Here is an 18,546-nt window from a genome sequence, read left to right on the forward strand (position 1 = left end):
CGGTAATGAGAGGTCGGGGCCGAACCTGTCGTTGACTAGTGCAAACACATGATTCAGCTTCGATGTCCACCAAACCGAATGTGACTTCACGGGCCGTGACAGGTCACAGAAACCCTGCCACCATGGTGGCAATTGGTTCACCCGATGGGGCAGAACCAACCGATCCGCCGGGGGGCGGATCGACCGCGGTTCATCGGGGGATGGGCCGCACGCACGCAGGCATCGGGGGGTGCCGGTGCAGCCGGTTCATCGGGGGGTGAACCGAATGGGAGCACCGCTGGGGGGCGGTACTCCCGCCAGGCGAGTCTCTGCTCGCCACCGGCCGTCAGGCCGGTCGATGCGCCCGCTGCGGGGGCCATCCGTTCAACGGATGGGCAGCGGGCGCATCGCTCTGTCCGGGCCCTGTCGCCACTGCACGTCCTGACCTCCGGTGGGGCGGCGTCGGGGGGCCCTGGAAGACTGGGACCATGACGACTTCCCCCGCCCACGACATCGCCGCCCACGACACCGGGACGGACCCGGCCCTGCACGAGGACGCGCTCCACCTCCTGCGCGCGCTCACCGGCCGGGCGGACGCCGCCTTCCACCCCGGGCAGTTCGAGGCGGTCGAGGCGCTCGTGGGGCGCGGCCGGCGGGCCCTGGTGGTGCAGCGGACCGGCTGGGGCAAGTCCGCGGTCTACTTCCTCTCCGCCCTGCTCCTGCGTGCCCGGGGGCGCGGGCCCACCCTGATCGTCTCCCCGCTGCTGGCCCTCATGCGGGACCAGGTCTCCGCCGCCGCCCGCGCGGGCGTGCGGGCGGCGGCCATCAACTCCGCCAACGCCACCGAGTGGGGGCAGGTCGCCGCGCAGCTGGAGGCCGACGAGCTCGACGTCCTGCTGGTCTCCCCGGAGCGGCTCAACAACCCCGTGTTCCGGGAGCAGCAGCTGCCGCAGCTGGTCGCCCGGCTCGGGCTGCTCGTGGTGGACGAGGCGCACTGCATCTCCGACTGGGGCCACGACTTCCGGCCCGACTACCGGCGCATCCGCGACCTCATCGCCCGGCTCCCGGAGCAGGTCCCCGTCCTGGCCACGACCGCCACCGCGAACGAGCGCGTGGTCGCCGACGTCGAGGAGCAGCTGGGCGTGCGTCCCGGCGGCAGCAGCACGGGGGAGGTCTTCACTCTCCGCGGCCCGCTGTCCCGGGCGTCCCTGCGCCTCGGCGTGCTGGACCTGCCCTCGGCCACGGCGCGCCTGGCCTGGCTGCTCGAGCACGTCGAGTCCCTCCCGGGCAGCGGGATCATCTACGCGCTGACCGTGGGAGCCGCCGAGGACACCGCCCAGGCGCTCGCCGACGCCGGGATCCCGGTGCGCGCCTACACCGGGCGCACCGACCAGGGCGAGCGCGAGGAGCTCGAGGCCGCCCTCAAGGAGAACCGGGTCAAGGCCCTCGTGGCCACCTCCGCGCTCGGCATGGGCTTCGACAAGCCGGACCTGGGCTTCGTGGTCCACCTGGGCGCGCCGTCCTCGCCCGTGGCCTACTACCAGCAGGTGGGCCGTGCGGGCCGCGCCACGGACAACGCGGACGTCCTGCTGCTGCCGGGCACCGAGGACCGCCGGATCTGGGAGTACTTCGCCACCTCGTCGATGCCCACCGAGCAGAAGGCCGCCGCCGTCCTGGGCGAGCTGGAGGCCGCGGGCGGGGCCCTGTCCGTGGCCGTGCTGGAGTCCCGCGTGGACGTCCGGCGCAGCCCGCTCGAGCTGCTCCTGAAGGTCCTCGCCGTCGAGGGCGCGGTGGAGCGCGTGCAGGGCGGCTGGCAGAGCACGGGCGTGCCGTGGCGCTACGACGCCGAGCGCTACGGCCGGATCGCCGCGGCACGGGTGGCCGAGCAGGACGCCATGCTCGAGTACGAGCGCACCACCGGGTGCCGCATGGAGTTCCTCGCCCGGCAGCTCGACGACGCCACCGCCGAGGCGTGCGGGCGCTGCGACAGCTGCGCCGGCCCCTGGTACCCCACGACCGTCGACGAGTCCGCCACCGACACCGCCGGGGCCGCCCTGACCCGCGTGGGCGTCGTGGTGGAGCCGCGCGCCCAGTGGCCCACCGGGATGCCGCGCCTCGGGGTCGAGGTCAAGGGCCGCATCCCGGAGCAGGAGCGCTGCGCCGAGGGCCGGGCCCTGGCCCGGCTCACGGACCTCGGCTGGGGCAACCGGCTGCGCGAGGTGTTCCGCACCGACGAGGAGGGCGCGCCGGTCGACGGGCCGGTGGACCCCGCCCTCGGCCGGGCGTGCGTCCAGGTGCTCGCCGAGTGGCGCTGGGCGGACCGGCCCGCGGCCGTCGTCTCGGTCCCGTCCCGCTCGCGTCCCCGGCTCGTGCGCTCCCTGGCGGAGGGCATGGCCGAGGTCGGGCACCTGCCCTATCTCGGGGAGCTCGACGTCCCCGAGGGCTTCCCGTCCGGCGGGCACGGCGGCAACAGTGCGTACCGCCTCGCGGCCCTGTGGGAGAAGTTCCGGGTGCCGCCCGAGCTCGCGGAGGGGCTGGACCGGCTGGGCGGGCGCCCGGTGCTGCTGGTCGACGACCTCGTGGACAGCCGCTGGACGCTCGCCGTGGCCGCCCGCGCGCTGCGCCGGGCCGGTTCCGGACCCGTGCTGCCGTTCGTCCTGGCCTCCCAGGGCTGAGGCGCGGACCGCGCCGGGCGGCGCCGGGCGGCCCGGCCCGGCGCGGTCTTGTACGCTGGCCTGCGTGTCCTCTGCCCCCACGCCGCTCGTCGACGTCATCATCCCGGTGCACACCACCGCCCGGCCCGTGGACCGGGCCGTCGGCTCCGTGCTGGCCGGGGGGCTCCCGGTCGGCGACCACGGCGGGGTGCACATCACGGTGGTGTGCCACAACGTCGAGGCCGCACTGATCCGCGACCGCCTCGCCGCGGAGCACCGTCCGCTCGTCGAGCTCGTGGAGTGCTTCGACGGCACCAGCAACCCGGCCGGGCCCCGCAACCTGGCCCTCGAGCGCTCCCGCGCCCGGTACGTGTCCTTCGTGGACAGCGACGACACCCTCGCCCCCGGGGCCCTCGCGGCCTGGACGGCGACCGCCGAACGCCACGGCTCGGCGGCGGTGCTCCCACGCCTGGTCAAGGACTCCGGTCGGCCGGTGCGCACCCCCGTGCCGCGGCCCTTCCGCCGCGCGGACCTCGACCCGGTCAAGGACCGGCTCGCCTACCGCACCCACGTCTTCGGGCTGCTCCGCCGGGAGCTCCTGGTGGACCGCGGGGTCCGCTTCAACGGCCGGTACGCCACCGGGGAGGACCAGGAGCTGGTGGTCCGAGCCTGGTTCGGCGACGGGCGGGTCGACCTCGCGCCCCGCGGCGCCGGCTACCTCCTGCGGGAGGGGGCCGCCGACCGGATCAGTGCCGCGCCGCGGCCCCTGACGGACGACCTCGCCGCGGCGACCGACCTGCTCGGCGGCTCCTGGTACGCCGGGCTGGGCGTGGAGCAGCGGACGGCGATCGCCGCCAAGATCCTCCGGGTCCAGGTCTTCGGCACGGTCCGCGGCCGGACCGCCGCCGGACGGTGGTCCCCGGAGGACACGCACCAGGTGGGCAGCCTGCTCGACCTGGTCGCGTCGCGCGCACCCCGGGCGCTCACCGTGCTGTCCCGCGCGGACCGGGAGGTCCTGGACCTCGTCGTCCGGCCGGAGGCGACGGCGGAGGCCATCCTCCGGGTGGACAACGCCCGTCGCCGCTTCGGCTGGCCCACCACCCTGCTCACCCGGGACCCGCGCAGGGTCCTGCACCGCGAGGCCCCCCTGCGGTTCATGGTCGCGTCCCTGCTGATGTGACCGTGCGGCGCGACCGTGCGGCGCCACCGTGCGGTGGAACAATGGTGTCGAGCCAGTCGTCCGACCCCCCGCCCGACGAGAGAACTCCATGAGCCGTCTCCTCCCCGCCGACCCTTCCCCCGGGGTCGCGAGCAGCACCGCGCCCCCGGCGGGCACGGCCGCCCCCGCCCACCGCTTCCGCCCCGAGGTCCAGGGGCTGCGCACCGTGGCCGTCCTCCTGGTCGCCGTCTACCACGTGTGGATCGGCGGGGTCTCGGGCGGAGTGGACGTCTTCCTGTTCATCTCGGCGTTCCTCATGACGCTCTCCTTCGTCCGGCGGCTCGAGGCCGGGAAGGGGCCGCAGCTGGGCCGCTACTGGACCAGGACGTTCTCGCGGCTGCTGCCTCCCGTGGTCGTCACGGTGCTGGGCACCCTCGTCATGGTGCGGATGCTGTTCCCGCCCGACCGGTGGTACGCCGCGATCGAGGAGGCGGCGGCCACGGTGCTGTACTCCCAGAACTGGGTGCTCGCGTTCAACGCGGTCGACTACTACGCCGCGGACACCTCCTTGGCCAGCCCGTTCCAGCACTTCTGGTCCCTGTCCGTGCAGGGCCAGGTGTTCCTGCTGTGGCCCCTGCTCCTGGCCCTGTGCGGACTGGTCGCCCGGCGCACCCGGTGGTCCGTCGCCACGGTGGCCACCGGCGTGTTCGGCGCCGTCTTCCTCGCCTCCTTCGTCTTCTCGGTGGTCTCCACGGGCAACGAGCAGGCCTTCGCCTACTTCGACACCCGCGCCCGGCTGTGGGAGTTCGCCCTCGGGTCCCTGCTGGCCCTGGCCGTGCTGCGCGGCGTCACCCTGCCGGGCGCGCTGCGCCTCGTGCTGGGCTGGACCGGGCTCGTGGCCATCGCCGTGTGCGGGCTCGTCCTCGACGTCCAGGGCTCCTTCCCGGGCTGGGCCGCCCTGTGGCCGCTGACCGGGGCGGCTCTGGTGATCCTCGCCGGGCACACCGGCGACCCCCGCGGGGCCGACGCCCTGCTCGGCCGCCGGCCCCTGCTGGTCCTGGGCGAGGCGTCCTACGCCGTCTACCTGGTGCACTGGCCCGTGCTCGTCACCTACCTGGTGGTCACGGACCGCGCCAAGGCCACGCCGCTGCACGGGCTGCTCATCCTCCTGGGCAGCATCGTCCTGGGCGTGCTGGTGCACCGGCTCGTCGAACGGCCCCTGCGGCCCCGCACCGGAGCCCGTGCCGGCAGGCACCAGCTCGGGCTCGTGGTGCTGTGCGCGGCCCTCGTGCTCGTCCCCGTCTCCGGGGCGCGGGTGGTGCTGGACCGGCACGCCCAGGAGGCCGCGGAGCAGGCCGTCCTCGAGAACCCGGGGGCCGCGGTGCTGACCGGGGACCTCGCCTGGGAACGGGACCCGCAGGTGCCCACGATCCCGAACCCGCTGGTGCGGGAGGGTCAGTGGTCGGAGCTGCCGGAGTCCTGCGACGCCGCGACGGAGGAGTGGTTCGACGGCTACAAGGTGGCCTGCTCGACCCTGCCGGTCGACCCGGACGCCGAGGTCGACGCCATGGTGGTCGGCAACTCCCACGCCGAGCAGTGGCTGCCGGCGTTCCAGCGCGTCGCCGAGGACCGCGGCTGGAACCTGGTCTCCGTCATCCGGGGCGCCTGCCGGTTCCAGCCCGTGGAGACCACCGACAACACCGAGTGCCGGGAACTGATCGGTCTCACCGACCAGTACATCGAGGACCACGGGATCGACGTCGTGCTCACCACGTCCACCGTCACCGCCGACGAGGGGCCCGGCGAGCAGATCGCCCCCGGGTTCCCGCAGCTCCTGGACGACCTCGACGAGCGGGGCATCACGGTGGTCGGGATCCGGGACAACCCGCGGTTCTCCTTCAACATGGTCACCTGCATCGACCAGGACGGCCCGGACGCCGAGCGCTGCAACCCGCCGCGGGCGCAGAAGCTCGCCCCGCAGAACCCGGCCGACGCCCTGACGGGGCGGCACGGGAACTTCGTCAGCGTCGACATGAGCGACTGGATCTGCCCCGACGGCACGTGCTCGTCCCGGATCGGCAACCGCTGGGTCTACATGGACGACAACCACATGCCCCGCGACTACGTGGTCACGATGGTCCCGGCCTTCGCCGAGCAGTTCGACCAGTGGCTCGGGCAGCGGGCCCGGCCGCTGCCCGGCGGGTGAGCCGGCGCCGGCTCAGCGACGGAGCCGGGCGCCCACGGCGCGCAGCGCGGGCCGCAGGTCCCGGGCGCTGAGCCCGGCCCAGACCGCGAGGAACACGGCGGTCGCCCCGAGCGCCGGCAGCACCCTGAAGTCGGGGCCGAGCACCTGGAGCGCGACCAGGATCATCGCGTAGCCGGCCACGATCCGCAGCAGGACCGTGCCCCACCGCATCCGGTCGAGCCGCCAGACCACGAGCAGCGGCAGCAGCGCGCTCAGGAGCGAGCCCACGAGGTAGCCGACCGCGGAGGCCGTGATCCCGAGCTCCGGGCCCAGCAGGAGCATCGTGACCACGCCCAGCACCAGGCCGAGCCCGTTGGCGGCGGCGAGCACCTTGACCCCCCAGGGCTCGGTGCCGTTGAGCCGGGCGTTGGCGGCGTTGAAGCTGGTCGCCGAGACGGCCAGGAACAGCACGACCAGCAGCGGCTCGGCGTTCACGAACTCGGGGTCCCCGAAGTAGACCAGCCGGAGGACGGGTTCCGCCCACAGGGCCCCCACGCCGAAGACCGGCAGGAAGACCGTGACCATGGTGCGCAGGATCGTGTCCACCTGGCGGGTCAGGCCCGCGGTGTCCCCCGCGGCGTACATGCGGGCCACGCTCGGGGACAGCGCGGTGAGCATGGCCCCGGACAGCATGCTGGCGGGGGTCGCGAGGGACACCGCGGCGGCGTAGAGGCCGACCTCGGCCTTCGTGGCGAAGCTGTCGCCGATCACCAGGGACAGCTGCATCAGGCCGCTCGCCGCCAGCAGGTGAGCCGAACCCCAGGCGGTGAAGACCAGGATCTCCCGGCGCAGCGCCGGGTCGAGGCGCGCCCCGGTGCGGCGCGGCCAGGAGGGCAGCGCGTAGACCGAGTAGCCGAGGATCAGGGGCAGCAGCAGGACCCAGTGCCAGCCGGCGAGCAGGACCAGCAGCAGCAGGGTGAGGGTGAGGAACGAGCTGATGGTGTCCCACGCCGTCGTCGTCACGAACTGGTTGTTGCCCGTGCGGACGCCGCGCACGAAGTTGTAGGCCGACAGGGAGAGCACGAGCAGGCCCGCCGAGACCGCGAAGCCCCAGGAGAGCTCGAGCGCGAACGCGGCGTAGAGCACCGCCGAGACGGACAGCAGCGCCATGCCCGCGGACGCGCTGGTCGCGGTGAAGGAGGCCGTCGCCGCCTGCCCCTCGGGGTCCTGGCGGCCCCGGGCCATCGCGATGAACTTGGCGGCCCCCGTGCCCGAGGCCTGGGGCCACAGCAGCACGAGGAACAGGGCCAGCGAGATCGTCAGGTTGACCTCGGCGAGCGCCTCCTGCCCCAGCAGATTGCCCACCAGGACGCTGTAGCCGAAGCGGGACAGCCCCTGGACGAACACGGCCACCACGGTCAGCGCGAACGCCGACCCCAGGGGGTTGTCGGTGTTCGCGTGGTTGGGCGGCGGGAAGAGGATCGAGCGCAGCCGGGACATCAGGCGGCCGACCCGGGGGCTGGGCTGGTCATCGCGCCCGAGTCTACTCGCGCCCGGTCGCCGTCCGGGGACCGCCCCGGGCGTGGCCCGCCGATAGGGTGGCACCATGATCGCCGCCCCCACTTCGTCCAGCACCGTCCGCAGCACCCCGTTCAGCACCGCGCCCGACGACGCCCCCGGCCGCACCGGCGCCGGGAAGGGCTGAGCGCCGTGCGCGTGCTCGTCGTCAGCACCTGGTACCCGTCCGCGGAGCGGCCCGGGGAGACGCCCTTCGTCCCCCGACACGTCCGCGCCGCCGCCCGCCACCACGACGTCCGGGTGCTGCACCTGCGGCTGCTGCGCACCGGGCCGGCCGTCCAGGACCGGTGGGACGGGGTGCCGGTGCTCCGGCTCCCGTTCGACCCGCGGCACCCGGTCACGCTGATGCGGGCGTACGCCGCGCTCCGCCGCCACCTGGCCGGCGCCGACGTCCTGCACACCATGCCCTTCTCGGCCGCGCTCGTCTGCCTGCCCCTCGCGGGGCGCCGCCCGTGGGTGCACACGGAGCACTGGAACGGCGTGCTCACCCCCGAGCAGAACGGGCCCGTGTGGCGGCGCCTCGCCGGGAGCCGCCGGATCCTGCGCGTTCCGGACCGCGTCACCGGCGTGAGCACCATGATGTGCGACGTGCTGCGCCGCTTCGCGCCGGCCGACAGGGTCGAGCGGATCGGCAACGTGGTCGACCACGCCGAGCACGTCACGGCCCCGCCGCGGGGGAGCACCCTCGAGCTCGTCGCGGTCGGCGCCCTGCGCGACATCAAGGACCCCCTCCTGGCGGTCGACACCGTGGCGTGGCTGCGCGACGCCGGCCACGACGTCCGACTCACCTGGTGCGGCTCCGGCGGACTCGAGCAGGAGGTCCGGGACCGCGCGCGCCGGCTCGGGGTCGGGGAGCGCGTGCGGCTGCTGGGCAACGTCGGCGCGGACGAGGTGCAGCGGCGCCTGGCCGCCGCCGACGTGTTCCTGCTGCCCAGCCGTTCGGAGACGTTCTGCGTGGCGGCGGCCGAGGCCCTCGCCGCGGGCCGGCCGGTGGTCATGGGCGCCCTCGGCGGGCAGGGGGACTTCGTGCACCCGGGCAACGGGCGCCTCGTGGCCGAGCGCACCCCCGAGGCCTTCGGCGGTGCCGTGCTCGACGTCGTGGCGGACCCCGGACTGCTCGGCCCGGAGGCCATGGCGGAGGAGATCCGCTCCGTCTACGGGTCCGAGCGGATCGCCGCGGACCTCGACCGGCTCTACCGCTCCGTGCTCGCCGGGCGGCACGGGCGCCGTCGGCTTTGACCCCGTGCCCAGTCCTCCCTTAAGCTGGCCTGTGTTGTCCACCCGAGTGGTGGGCCGCGGATGGAGACGTGCCAGAGCGGCCGAATGGACTTCACTGCTAATGAAGGGTCGGGGTTAAACTCGACCGGGGGTTCAAATCCCCCCGTCTCCGCGCTCGCGATGTCCCCGGACATCGCAGACACCCCGGACCTCCGGTCCGGGGTGTCTCGCGTTCCGGGGCCTCCACCGGCCCCGGTGCCGCGCGTCATCTGCGGCCGCGCCCGTGACCGCCGCCGGGTCCGCTTCCTACACTGGTGCTCAGCGTCGCCGACGGACCGATCCCAGGGGGGAAGACCATGTCCGAGCAGCAGCCCGCCGTCCCGTCCCGCCCGTCCGACCCGTCCTCGGAGCGGACCACCGCGCTGTGGGAGTCCGGCGCCCCGGACCACTCCGTGCTGGAACGGGCCCTCGACGCCGTGACGGTGCGCCGCGTGTTCGGCGAGGCCTACGACCTCGACGGCGCCACGATCGTTCCCGTGGCCCACGTCCGCGGCTGGGGCGGCGGCGGTGGTGGTTCCGGGGAGCAGCACGGCGACTCCGGCAGCGGCTCGGGCCTCGGCTACGGGATCAATGCCTCCCCGGCCGGGGTGTACGTGCTGCACGACGGCGCCGTGACGTGGCAGCCGGCCGTGGAGCCGGTCCGGATCGCCCTGCCCGTCGGCCTGGCCTTCGTCGCGGCGCTCGGCGTGGTCGGCTGGGCCCTCGCCACCCGCCGCTCCTGAGCGCCCGCCCCACCCCTGTCGCCCTGCCACCGGGGCCTGACAGGATGACACCATGTCGTTCCTGCTCCGTGTCCTCGTCAACGCGCTCGCCATCTGGGTGGCCGCCTGGATCCTGCCCGGGATGGGCATCGCGGCGGACCCGTCCGTCGTCTCGGCCGTCGGCGGCGAGACTGCGGCGTCGGTGCTGGCCTACCTGTTCGTCGGCCTGGTGTTCGGCGTCGTGAACGCGGTCGTGCGGCCCGTGCTGTCGATCCTGTCGCTGCCGATCACCTGCCTCACGCTGGGGCTGTTCGCCATCGTGGTCAACGCGGCGATGCTGTGGCTGACGTCCTGGCTGAGCTCCTTCACGCCGCTCCGGCTCGAGATCGACTCCTTCCTCTGGACGGCGGTGCTCGCCACCCTGATCATCGGGGTGGTCTCCCTCGTGATGGGCTGGATCGTCCCCGACCGCGAGAAGCGCTGACCCGTGCCGGGGCTCAGCCCCGGTGCAGCGCCGTCCAGAGGAACTCGTGGGAGAGCGCGTGCAGGCGGGCGGCCTGCTTGTTGTCGCCCGCGCCCGCGTGCCCGCCGTCGGTGGCCTCGTAGAACCACACGTTCTCGTAGCCCATGCCGAGCATCCGCGCGGCGGCCTTGCGCGCCTGGACGGGGCCCACGCGGTCGTCGCTCGTGGCGGTCCAGAAGAGGACGTCCGGGTAGTCCCGCCCCTCCTCCAGCAGGTGGTACGGCGAGAACGTGCGGACGGACTCCCACTGCTCGGGGTCGTCCGGGTCGCCGTACTCCGCGATCCAGGAGTAGCCCGCGGACAGTTTCGTGTAGCGGCGCATGTCCAGCAGGGGCACCCCGCAGGAGACCGCCCCGAACAGCTCGGGGTGCCCGGTGAGCATGTTGCCCACGAGCAGCCCGCCGTTGGAGCCGCCCGAGCACGCGAGCGTTTCCCGGGAGCACACCCCGCGGGCCTGCAGGTCCGCGGCGACAGCCGCGAAGTCCTCGTACGCCCGGTGCCGGTTCTCCTGCAGCGCGGCCCGGTGCCACGCCGGGCCGTACTCCCCGCCGCCGCGGATGTTGGCGAGGACGTAGACCCCGGACCGCCCGGCGTCGTCGGTGCGGGTCAGCCAGGACCGTCCGAGCGCCCCCGAGTAGGCGGGGGTCCGGGAGACCTCGAAGCCCCCGTAGCCCGAGAGCAGCGTCGGGTTCGCCCCGTCGAGGACCAGGTCGGCCGGGCCCACCTGGAAGTAGGGCACCCGGGTGCCGTCCGCGGAGACCGCGAAGTGCTGCTCGACCGACAGCCCGGCCGCGTCGAAGAACGCCGGTGCGGTCCTCGCCGTGCGCGGCGGGGCCACCGCCCCGCCGCCGGCCGGGACGGTGCCGCGGGACACGGTGGTGGGGGTGAGGAAGCCGGTGGCCACGAGCCAGTAGTCGTTGCCCGCCTCCGGGTCCTCGTCGTCGACGGCGTAGGCGTCCACGCTGGACAGCGCCGGCGACCCGGGCAGCTCCGACGAGGTCCAGAAACCCGGCTCGGCGACCCGCACCACCGAGGAGACGTCCTGCAGCAGGTTGAGGAGCAGCCGGTCGGCCGTCCAGGACCAGGACTGCAGGGAGGTGTGCGCGTCCGGGACGAACACGGCGGTCACGGAGCGGCCCCCGGCCAGGAACGCCTCCAGCTCGGCCACGAGCAGTGAGCCGGCCGGGTGCACGGTCCCGTCCAGCTCGAGCTCCTCCTGCGGGCGCAGCAGCAGCCACTGCCGGTGCAGGTCCACCGTCACCGAGTCGGGGACGTCGACGTGCACGAGCTCCTCGTCCCGCACCAGGTAGGTGCGGGAGGCGAAGAAGTCCACCACGTCCACGGCCACGTCCCGCACGAAGCCCGGGGTGTGGTCGCGCACGAGCACCGCCTGGACGTGGTCCTCGGCCACCTCGAACACCTGACGGGCCTCGGCGAGGGCCTGCCCGCGGCGCAGGACGCGGACCGTGCGGGGATAGGAGGACGTGGTCATCGAGCCGGGGCCGAAGTCGGTGCCCACGTGCAGGGTGTCGGCGTCCATCCACGTCACGGTGGACTTCGCCGTGGGGACGTCGAAACCGCCGGGCACGAACCGGCGCTCGTCGAGGTCGAACTCGCGCACCCGCTTCGCGTCGCCGCCGTCGGGGGAGAGGCTGAACAGCGCCCGCCGGTGACGCCCGCCGGTGTAGTGGGGGCGCAGCAGCCGGGCACCGCCCCAGACCCAGTCGACGCCCTCCTCGGCGGCCAGCGCGTCGACGTCGAGCAGCACCTCCCACTCGGTGTCCTCGCCGACCCAGGACTCCCACGTGGTGCGGCGGAAGACGCCGCGCGGGTGCTCGGCGTCGCGCCAGAAGTTGTAGTAGTGCGGCCCGTGCTTGGCGACCATGGGGATCCGCTCGGTCGAGTCCATGACCGCGAGCACGTCGGCCTCGAGACGGCGCAGCCCCGGGCTCTCGAGCGCCGCCAGGGTGCGGGCGTTCTGCCCGGCGACCCACTCCAGGGGCGCGGCCCCCGTGATCTCCTCCAGCCACAGGTTCTCGTCGTGCGGCTGCTCGGCGGTCGGGCGGGCGGCGGTCTGCGCGGTCTCGGTCATGTCCGCCATCGTAGGCGCAGCCCCGTGCCCGTGGCCCCGTGCGCGGATCGATATCCTGAGGCTCATGAGCGCAACGGGCAGGCCAGGCACCGAACGACGAGTCACCGTGATCGGGGCCGGCCCGCGCGGGCTGTCGGTGGTGGAGCGGCTCGCGGCCCGTGCGGCGGCCTTCGGCACCCGGGTGCGCATCGACGTCGTCGACCCCTTCCCGCCCGGTCCGGGGCACGTGTGGCGGACGAACCAGTCCCCGCTGTACCTCATGAACACGCCCTCGGTGTTCCCCACGGTGATCGCCGACGACGGGGTGCTGCCCGTGGACCCGCTCGAGCCGCTGCGGAACATGAGCTTCGAGCACTGGCGGCTCGCCGCCGTGGCGGGGACCATCGCCGTGGACCCGGACGACGCCGCGCACCTGACCCGGATGACGCCGCAGTCCTACCCCTCCCGGCGGATGTACGGCGTCTACCTCTCCTGGGTCTTCCGCACGCTGCAGGACGCCCTCCCGCCCACCGTGCCGCTCGTCGTGCACCGGGCCGAGGCCGTCGGCGTGCACGTGCGGGAGCACGCCCGGCACCGCTACGACGTGGAGATCAGCGGCGGGCAGAACCTCCCGGCGGACGCCGTGGTGCTGGCCCTGGGCCATCTCGACGCCGACCTGCGCCCCGACCAGCGGGAGCTCGTGGACGGCGCCGCCGAGCTGGGGCTGACCTACTGGCCGCCCGCCGTGCCCGCCGACGTGCACTGGGACGCCCTGCCCGCCGGGCGCACCGTGCTGGTGCGCGGCATGGGCCTGAACTTCTGCGACGTCCTCGCCCAGGTCACCGAGGGCCGCGGCGGGATCTACACCCAGGACGGGGAGCGCTACGTCTACCACCCGTCCGGGCGGGAGCCCGTGATCGTGGCCGGCTCCCGCCGCGGTGCCCCGTACCGCTCCAAGGCCGTGCTCGAGGGCTACTACGCCGCCTCCCTCGTCACCCGGTTCTTCACCCTCGACGCCGTGCGGGCGCTCGCGGCGCGGGCGGAGGGACCGCTGTCCTTCGAGGCGGACCTGTATCCGCTGATCCGCAAGGACGCCCAGTGGAACTACTACACCGTCCTGGCGCGGACCGCCCCGGACGCCTTCGAGACCGATCCCCAGGAGTTCCTGGCGCGCTTCGACGCCGTGCTGAGCACCGGGGACGACCACCCCGAGGGGCCGTGGACGTCCCGGGCCGAGCGGCTCATCGCGTCCGCGGTGGTCCCGGGCCGGCAGCTCAACGCCCTGCGGCTCGCCCGCCCGTTCGAGGGGCTCAGCTTCGGCTCCCACGACGAGTACGCGGCGGCCCTGGTCCACCACCTGGACCGGGACGTGCACGGCGCGCTGGCCGGTGAGGACGACCCGCTGCAGATGGCCGTCGCCTCGCTCAACGCCGCGCGCACCGTGCTCAAGGCCGTGCTCGCGGACATCGGCATCGGCGACGCCTCCTGGACCGACGAGCTGCGGCGCGCGTTCGAGCCGTTCGTGGAGGGCCTCGCCTCCGGGCCGCCGGTGCTGCGGACCCAGCAGCTGGCGGCGCTGGCCCGTGCCGGCGTGGTGCGCTTCCTGGGCCCGGACCCGCAGTTCCTCGTGGACGAGGAGGCGGGCCGGTTCGTGGCGAGCTCCCCCTGGGTCAAGGACGAGCCGTTCCGCGCCGAGCACCTCGTGGAGGCCATGTCCCCGCCCAACGACGTCCGGCGCAACATCTCGCCGCTGCTGTCCGCGATGCACCGGGAGGGCCTGGTGCGGGTCCGGGCGATGGAGACCCGGGACGGTGTCGCGACCGTGCCCGGCACCGGGCTGGACGTGAGCCGTCCGCCGTACCGTGCCGTGCGCGTCGACGGCGGCGTGGAGCCCGGCGTCCTCGTGCTCGGCCTGCAGCTCTCGGCCGTGCAGTGGGGCGTGGCGATCGCCGCGGAGGCCGGTGCGTCCGCGGAGCTGGGCGCCCGGACCCTGGCGGACGCCGACCGCACCGCCGCGGCGGTGCTGGCCCCGGCTCCCGCCCCGCGCTGAGAAGGGCACGGCCACGGGGACCCCGGCCGGCCACGGGATCCGTGGCGGGCCGGGGACCCCGTGGCCGGTCACGGGCCGGGGGCAGCTCAGCCGAAGCGGCCCTGCAGCACCTCCCGGGCGCGGTCGGCGGCGTGCTCCGCGACGCCGCGGCCGGGCGCGCCGCGGCCGGGGTGCTCGCCGGAGCCGCCCCGGCCTGGCTTCTGCGGAACCACCGGATCCTCGGCGCCGGTGCGCAGGCCCACGACCTCCGGGTTGTGGTCGGAGGCACGGTACGGGTCGGCAGCGTAGAGGTCGACCACGTTGTGGTTGTGCCGGCTGTACTCCAGGCCCACGGACTCGTGGGCGTTGATCTCCCAGACGTCCGAGCCGGTGACCATCTCGGCCGCGGCGGGGGAGGCCAGGACGTGGTCGAGGGAGCCGACCATCCCGCCGTAGGCGTAGGAGTGCTCGCCCTCGGGTGCCAGGTTCGCGTAGCCGGCGTCGTGCAGGACCCGCATCGGGTCCTCCTGGTCGTAGGAGTTGAAGTCGCCGGTGAGGAGCACCCGGTCGGTGCCCTGCGTGGACTCCAGCTGCTCGGCGAACGCCACGAGCGCCTGCGCCTGCGCGGTGCGGTCGGCGTTCCAGCCGCCCGCGCCGTCCCCGGTGTCGGCGTTGGGGCCGGTGGAGGGGGCGGAGCCCTTGGACTTGAAGTGGTTGGCGACCACGGTGAAGTCGTCGCCCGCGTCCCCGCCGGCGGGACGGAACGTCTGGGCCAGCGGCTCGCGGGCGTTGTCGAAGTTCTCCTCGTCCTGGAGGATCACGGACTCGCCCACGGTCCCGAGCGCGGCCGGCCTGTAGATGAACGCGGTGCGGATGACGTCCTCGTCCTCGACGGCGGGCCGCTCGGCCGGTGACGGCACGTACGCCCAGACCTCGGAGCCGGCGGCGGCGTTGAGGGCACCGACCAGGTCGGCGAGCGCCTGGTCCCGGTCCTTGCCGAACTTCGCGGAGTTCTCGATCTCCTCCAGGGACACGACCTCGGCGTCCAGGGCGTTGACCGCGGCCACGATCTTGGCCTGCTGGCGCTCCAGGTCCTCCTGCTCGGCCGCGCCGCGGGCGTCGCAGCCCCCGCGCACCGAGATCGGGTCGCCGGCACGGTCCGTGTAGTAGCTGCAGCCGGTCAGCTCGTCGCCCGTGGTGGTGAAGTAGTTCAGCACGTTGAACGTGGCGAGCTGGAGGTCCCCGCCCACGTCCTCCGGGGCGGCGGTGCGGGTGTTCTCGGCGATGACGGGCGCGTCCTCGGGGTTCTCCCCGGTGAGGTGCGTCGTGGGCTGGAGGCGCCACTCGTCGAACGAGTAGCCGAGCACCACGGGCGCCACGAAGTCGACGGGCGCGCCGATCCGCATCGGCGTCGTGGGGGAGAGGTAGGGGAGGGGGACCGAGGCGTTGGCGACGTTGCCGTAGTCGGTCGTGGCGCCGTCGTCGAGCAGGACGCCCCGGGCCTCGTTGTCCGCGGCCTGCGCGGCGGCCTCGGGCGAGCCGGGCGCGCCCACGGCAGTGGGCTGCACGAGCGGGGTGGTGCCGGCCGCCAGGCCGATCTCGCCGTACCCGTTCAGGGCGTAGTTGTCGGTGATCACGAACTCACCGGACGGGTCGAGCAGCATGCCCTCGAGGTCCTCGCGCTCCGCCTCGTCCGCGGGCCAGCCGACAGCGGCGGGCTCGACCTCCTCGGCCGGCTCGTCGAGCACGCGCAGCCCGTCGGCGCGCACGCTGATCCGGGTCTGGCCGTGGTGCTCGGCGACCGTGCCCGTGAGCTCGACGTGCTGGCCGGGCTGCACGGTCCCCGCGGTGTCCGGGGAGTGCACGAACACCCCGTCGGAGGCGTCGTGCGCGGAGGCGTCCAGGTCCCCGCCGGTGCCGGGCGTCTGGACGTGGTAGCCGTTCAGGCCGCCGGTGGCGTACACGGCGGTGACGACGCCGCGGGTGGTCACGGCCCGCCCGGTCACCGGGGAGGTACCCCCGGTGCCCTGGATCCCCCGGACCGGGAGCTCCACCGGCGGGACGCCCGGCCCGGGCTCCGGGGCGGCGTGGACGGGGACCGTCAGCGGCGCGGCGAGCAGCGCGGCGGCCGCCGCCGCGCTCAGGGGCACGGAGAAGAGCTTCTGCACGGGGAGTTCCTTCGGTCGGGGGAGGGAGAAGGGGGGCGGGGAGGGCTCAGCCGAACAGGCGCCCGAGGACGGAGCGGGCGCGCTCGGAGCCGTGCTCCCGCACGCCCTTGCCGGGCTCGCCCTGCCCGGGGTGCTTCCCGGGGTGGCCCGTGCCGGGCTTGTGCCCCGGCGCGGGCTCCTCGGACGGCGCCGGCCCCTCGCCGGGCCCGTCGGTGGGGGCCGGTGCCGGCGCGCAGCCGTCGGCCAGGTCCAGGACCTGCTCCGGGACGCGGACCTGCGTGCCGGTGGGCTCGGCGACGAGCCACACCGGCGCGCCCCCGGTCAGCTCGGAGGTGTCCACGGAGACCGTGGCCGCGCCGTCGGCGACGGCCGCGGTGCCGATCCCGGTGCCCTCCGGGCCGCCCTCGCGCACGGAGAGCGACGTGGTGGCCGGGGCGCCCAGGGAGGTCATGTCGAGCTGGGAGACCTCGAAGCCCACGGTGCAGGCCCCGGCGGCCGCGCCGGCCAGGGACACGGACCGGCGGTCGAACTCCGGGGCGATCGGGGCGTCCGCGGAGCGGTCGGCGAGGTACTCCATCCAGGCGTCGCGGTCGATCCGGCCGGTGTCGGTCACGTCGGTGCCCTCGGTGAGGGCGGTGAAGTTGTCGCCGCCCTCCACCAGGAAGGACACGGAGCCGAGCACGTACTCGGCGGCCGGGTCGACGGGTTGCCCGTCGACCGTGATCGACGTGATCCGGTCGCCGGCCGGGCGGGCGGCGTCGAAGGTGTAGGAGACGTTCTCGGACAGGCCCAGCTGCAGATACGACCGGGACGCCCCGGCGGGCTGCCACTCCTGCTCGAGGACCCGCTCGAACTGCTCGCCGGTGAGGGTGACGGTGCTGAGGTTGTTGGCGAAGGGCATCACCTGGTTGGCCTCGGACTCCGTCACCACGCCGTCGCGCTCGCCGTCGATGACCCGGGCGGGGTCGTCCGCCCACAGGAGGTCGGCGCGCAGGCCGCCGGGGTTGATCAGGCCGATCTGCACGCCGTTCGACTCGTCCAGGCTGTCGCGGATGGACTCGGCGACCAGGTTGCCGAGGCTCGACTCGGCGCCGCGGTCGTCGCGGGCCGGCTTCCCGTCGCGGAGACCGTAGGCGGTGGTGATGTCCCCGGTGATCTCGCCGACCGGGGTCCTGCCCCGCTCCACGGCGACCTCCTCGGCGGCCGCGACGATCCCGGCGACCTCCGCGACGCGCGGGTACCGGGCCACGAGCTCCTGCTCGGTCGCGGTGACGACCTCGTCGACGGCCAGCACCGCGGTGGTGAGGTCGACGTCGTCGGCGGCCGCGTCGTAGCTCAGGGAGATCCGCCCGAGGCTGCCGCCGTACGAGCCGGCCTGCAGGACCGCGCGGTCGAGGTCGCCGTCGCCGTCCGCGTCGACGCCCTCGTCGTAGACCTCGTGGGTGTGCCCGTTGAGCACGACGTCCACGGTCGCGCTGGTGCCGGTCACCAGCCGGTCGCCGAGGGCGTCGGACGCGTCCGCGGCGCCCTCGTGGTAGACGGCCACGACGACGTCGGCCCCGTCCTCCTCGAGCCGCCCGGCCTCGGCGTTGACGGCCTCGACGGGGTCGCCGAAGGTGATGCCCTCGATCGCGCCGGGCGAGACGAGCGTGGCGGTCTGCTGGGTGACGGCGCCGACCACGCCCACGCGCACGCCGTCGACGTCGAACGTCGCGGACGCCTCGGTGACGAGCTCGCCGTCGGGGCCGGTGACGTTGGCCGCCAGGTAGGGGAAGTCGGCACGCTCGGTGATGCGGCCGGTCAGGTCGTCCGCGCCCCGGTCGAACTCGTGGTTGCCCACGGCGGAGGCGTCCAGGCCGAGCGCGTCGAGCACGTCCAGGGTGGGGTCGTCCTGCTGCACGGCCGAGACGTACTCGGAGGCGCCCACGTTGTCCCCGCCGGACAGCAGCAGCGTGCCGTCCTCGTTTCCCGCGCGCAGCTGCTCGATCGCGCCCGCGAAGAGGAGGGGGTCCGAGCCGAGCCGGCCGTGGTAGTCGTTGAAGTAGAGCAGATCGACGGCCGTCTCCCCGGCGGCGGTCGGATCCGCGGCGGGGACCGAGGTGCCCGGGGCCCTGGTCTCCTCGGCGGACGCCGCGGGGAGGACCAGGCCGGACGAGGTGACGACGGCGCCGGCGGCGAGCGCGGCGAGCAGGGCGGGACGGTGCTTCTGGGGTGCCATGGG

Annotated in this window: 11 protein-coding genes and 1 tRNA gene; 8 read left to right on the forward strand and 4 right to left on the reverse strand. The window is 74.5% G+C overall.

The features are described from left to right. Window positions 1-467 precede the first annotated feature (467 nt). The 3 genes from ACYVM4_RS01455 (at window position 468) to ACYVM4_RS01465 (ending at window position 5,998) form a co-directional block, all read left to right on the forward strand. A complete protein-coding gene (locus ACYVM4_RS01455; RefSeq protein WP_460667419.1) occupies window positions 468-2,654 on the forward strand; it encodes a RecQ family ATP-dependent DNA helicase in 2,187 nt (728 codons plus the stop codon). 64 nt (window positions 2,655-2,718) lie between these two features. Next, window positions 2,719-3,813: a glycosyltransferase gene (locus ACYVM4_RS01460; RefSeq protein ID WP_368820842.1), complete on the forward strand. Its 1,095-nt coding sequence runs from the start codon at window positions 2,719-2,721 to the stop codon at window positions 3,811-3,813. An 88-nt stretch (window positions 3,814-3,901) separates the two neighbouring features. After that, window positions 3,902-5,998 (forward strand): acyltransferase family protein, encoded by a 2,097-nt coding sequence (locus tag ACYVM4_RS01465; protein ID WP_460667420.1) that lies wholly within the window; start codon window positions 3,902-3,904, stop codon window positions 5,996-5,998. 12 nt (window positions 5,999-6,010) lie between these two features. Here the strand turns inward: ACYVM4_RS01465 and ACYVM4_RS01470 are convergent, their stop codons facing one another. Continuing rightward, window positions 6,011-7,477, reverse strand: a complete 1,467-nt coding sequence (locus ACYVM4_RS01470) for a lipopolysaccharide biosynthesis protein (protein WP_368820840.1) — start codon at window positions 7,475-7,477, stop codon at window positions 6,011-6,013. A 210-nt stretch (window positions 7,478-7,687) separates the two neighbouring features. Here ACYVM4_RS01470 and ACYVM4_RS01475 point away from each other — a divergent pair, with 210 nt between their 5' ends. The 4 genes from ACYVM4_RS01475 to ACYVM4_RS01490 all read left to right on the forward strand — a co-directional run bounded on the left by ACYVM4_RS01475 (window position 7,688) and on the right by ACYVM4_RS01490 (window position 10,018). Then, complete coding sequence (locus tag ACYVM4_RS01475) at window positions 7,688-8,794, forward strand: glycosyltransferase (RefSeq protein WP_460667421.1); 1,107 nt, start codon at window positions 7,688-7,690, stop codon at window positions 8,792-8,794. A gap of 62 nt (window positions 8,795-8,856) precedes the next feature. Then, window positions 8,857-8,945 (forward strand) — tRNA-Ser (locus ACYVM4_RS01480). A 184-nt stretch (window positions 8,946-9,129) separates the two neighbouring features. Next, a complete protein-coding gene (locus ACYVM4_RS01485; RefSeq protein WP_460667422.1) occupies window positions 9,130-9,555 on the forward strand; it encodes a spore germination protein GerW family protein in 426 nt (141 codons plus the stop codon). 52 nt (window positions 9,556-9,607) lie between these two features. Next, complete coding sequence (locus ACYVM4_RS01490) at window positions 9,608-10,018, forward strand: phage holin family protein (RefSeq protein WP_368820837.1); 411 nt, start codon at window positions 9,608-9,610, stop codon at window positions 10,016-10,018. Window positions 10,019-10,031: 13 nt separating this feature from the next. On the opposite strand, the gene ACYVM4_RS01495 is transcribed toward ACYVM4_RS01490, so the two are convergent. Next, window positions 10,032-12,149: a prolyl oligopeptidase family serine peptidase gene (locus tag ACYVM4_RS01495; RefSeq protein WP_460667423.1), complete on the reverse strand. Its 2,118-nt coding sequence runs from the start codon at window positions 12,147-12,149 to the stop codon at window positions 10,032-10,034. Between the two features lie 64 nt (window positions 12,150-12,213). On the opposite strand from ACYVM4_RS01495, the gene ACYVM4_RS01500 reads away from it, so the two are divergent. Continuing rightward, window positions 12,214-14,178: an FAD/NAD(P)-binding protein gene (locus tag ACYVM4_RS01500; RefSeq protein ID WP_460667424.1), complete on the forward strand. Its 1,965-nt coding sequence runs from the start codon at window positions 12,214-12,216 to the stop codon at window positions 14,176-14,178. An 86-nt stretch (window positions 14,179-14,264) separates the two neighbouring features. Here the strand turns inward: ACYVM4_RS01500 and ACYVM4_RS01505 are convergent, their stop codons facing one another. Then, window positions 14,265-16,325 (reverse strand): ExeM/NucH family extracellular endonuclease, encoded by a 2,061-nt coding sequence (locus ACYVM4_RS01505; RefSeq protein ID WP_460667425.1) that lies wholly within the window; start codon window positions 16,323-16,325, stop codon window positions 14,265-14,267. A gap of 46 nt (window positions 16,326-16,371) precedes the next feature. Further along, a complete protein-coding gene (locus ACYVM4_RS01510; RefSeq protein WP_460667426.1) occupies window positions 16,372-18,543 on the reverse strand; it encodes a bifunctional metallophosphatase/5'-nucleotidase in 2,172 nt (723 codons plus the stop codon). Window positions 18,544-18,546 lie beyond the last annotated feature (3 nt).

It is taken from the genome of Kocuria himachalensis, from assembly GCF_054784195.1.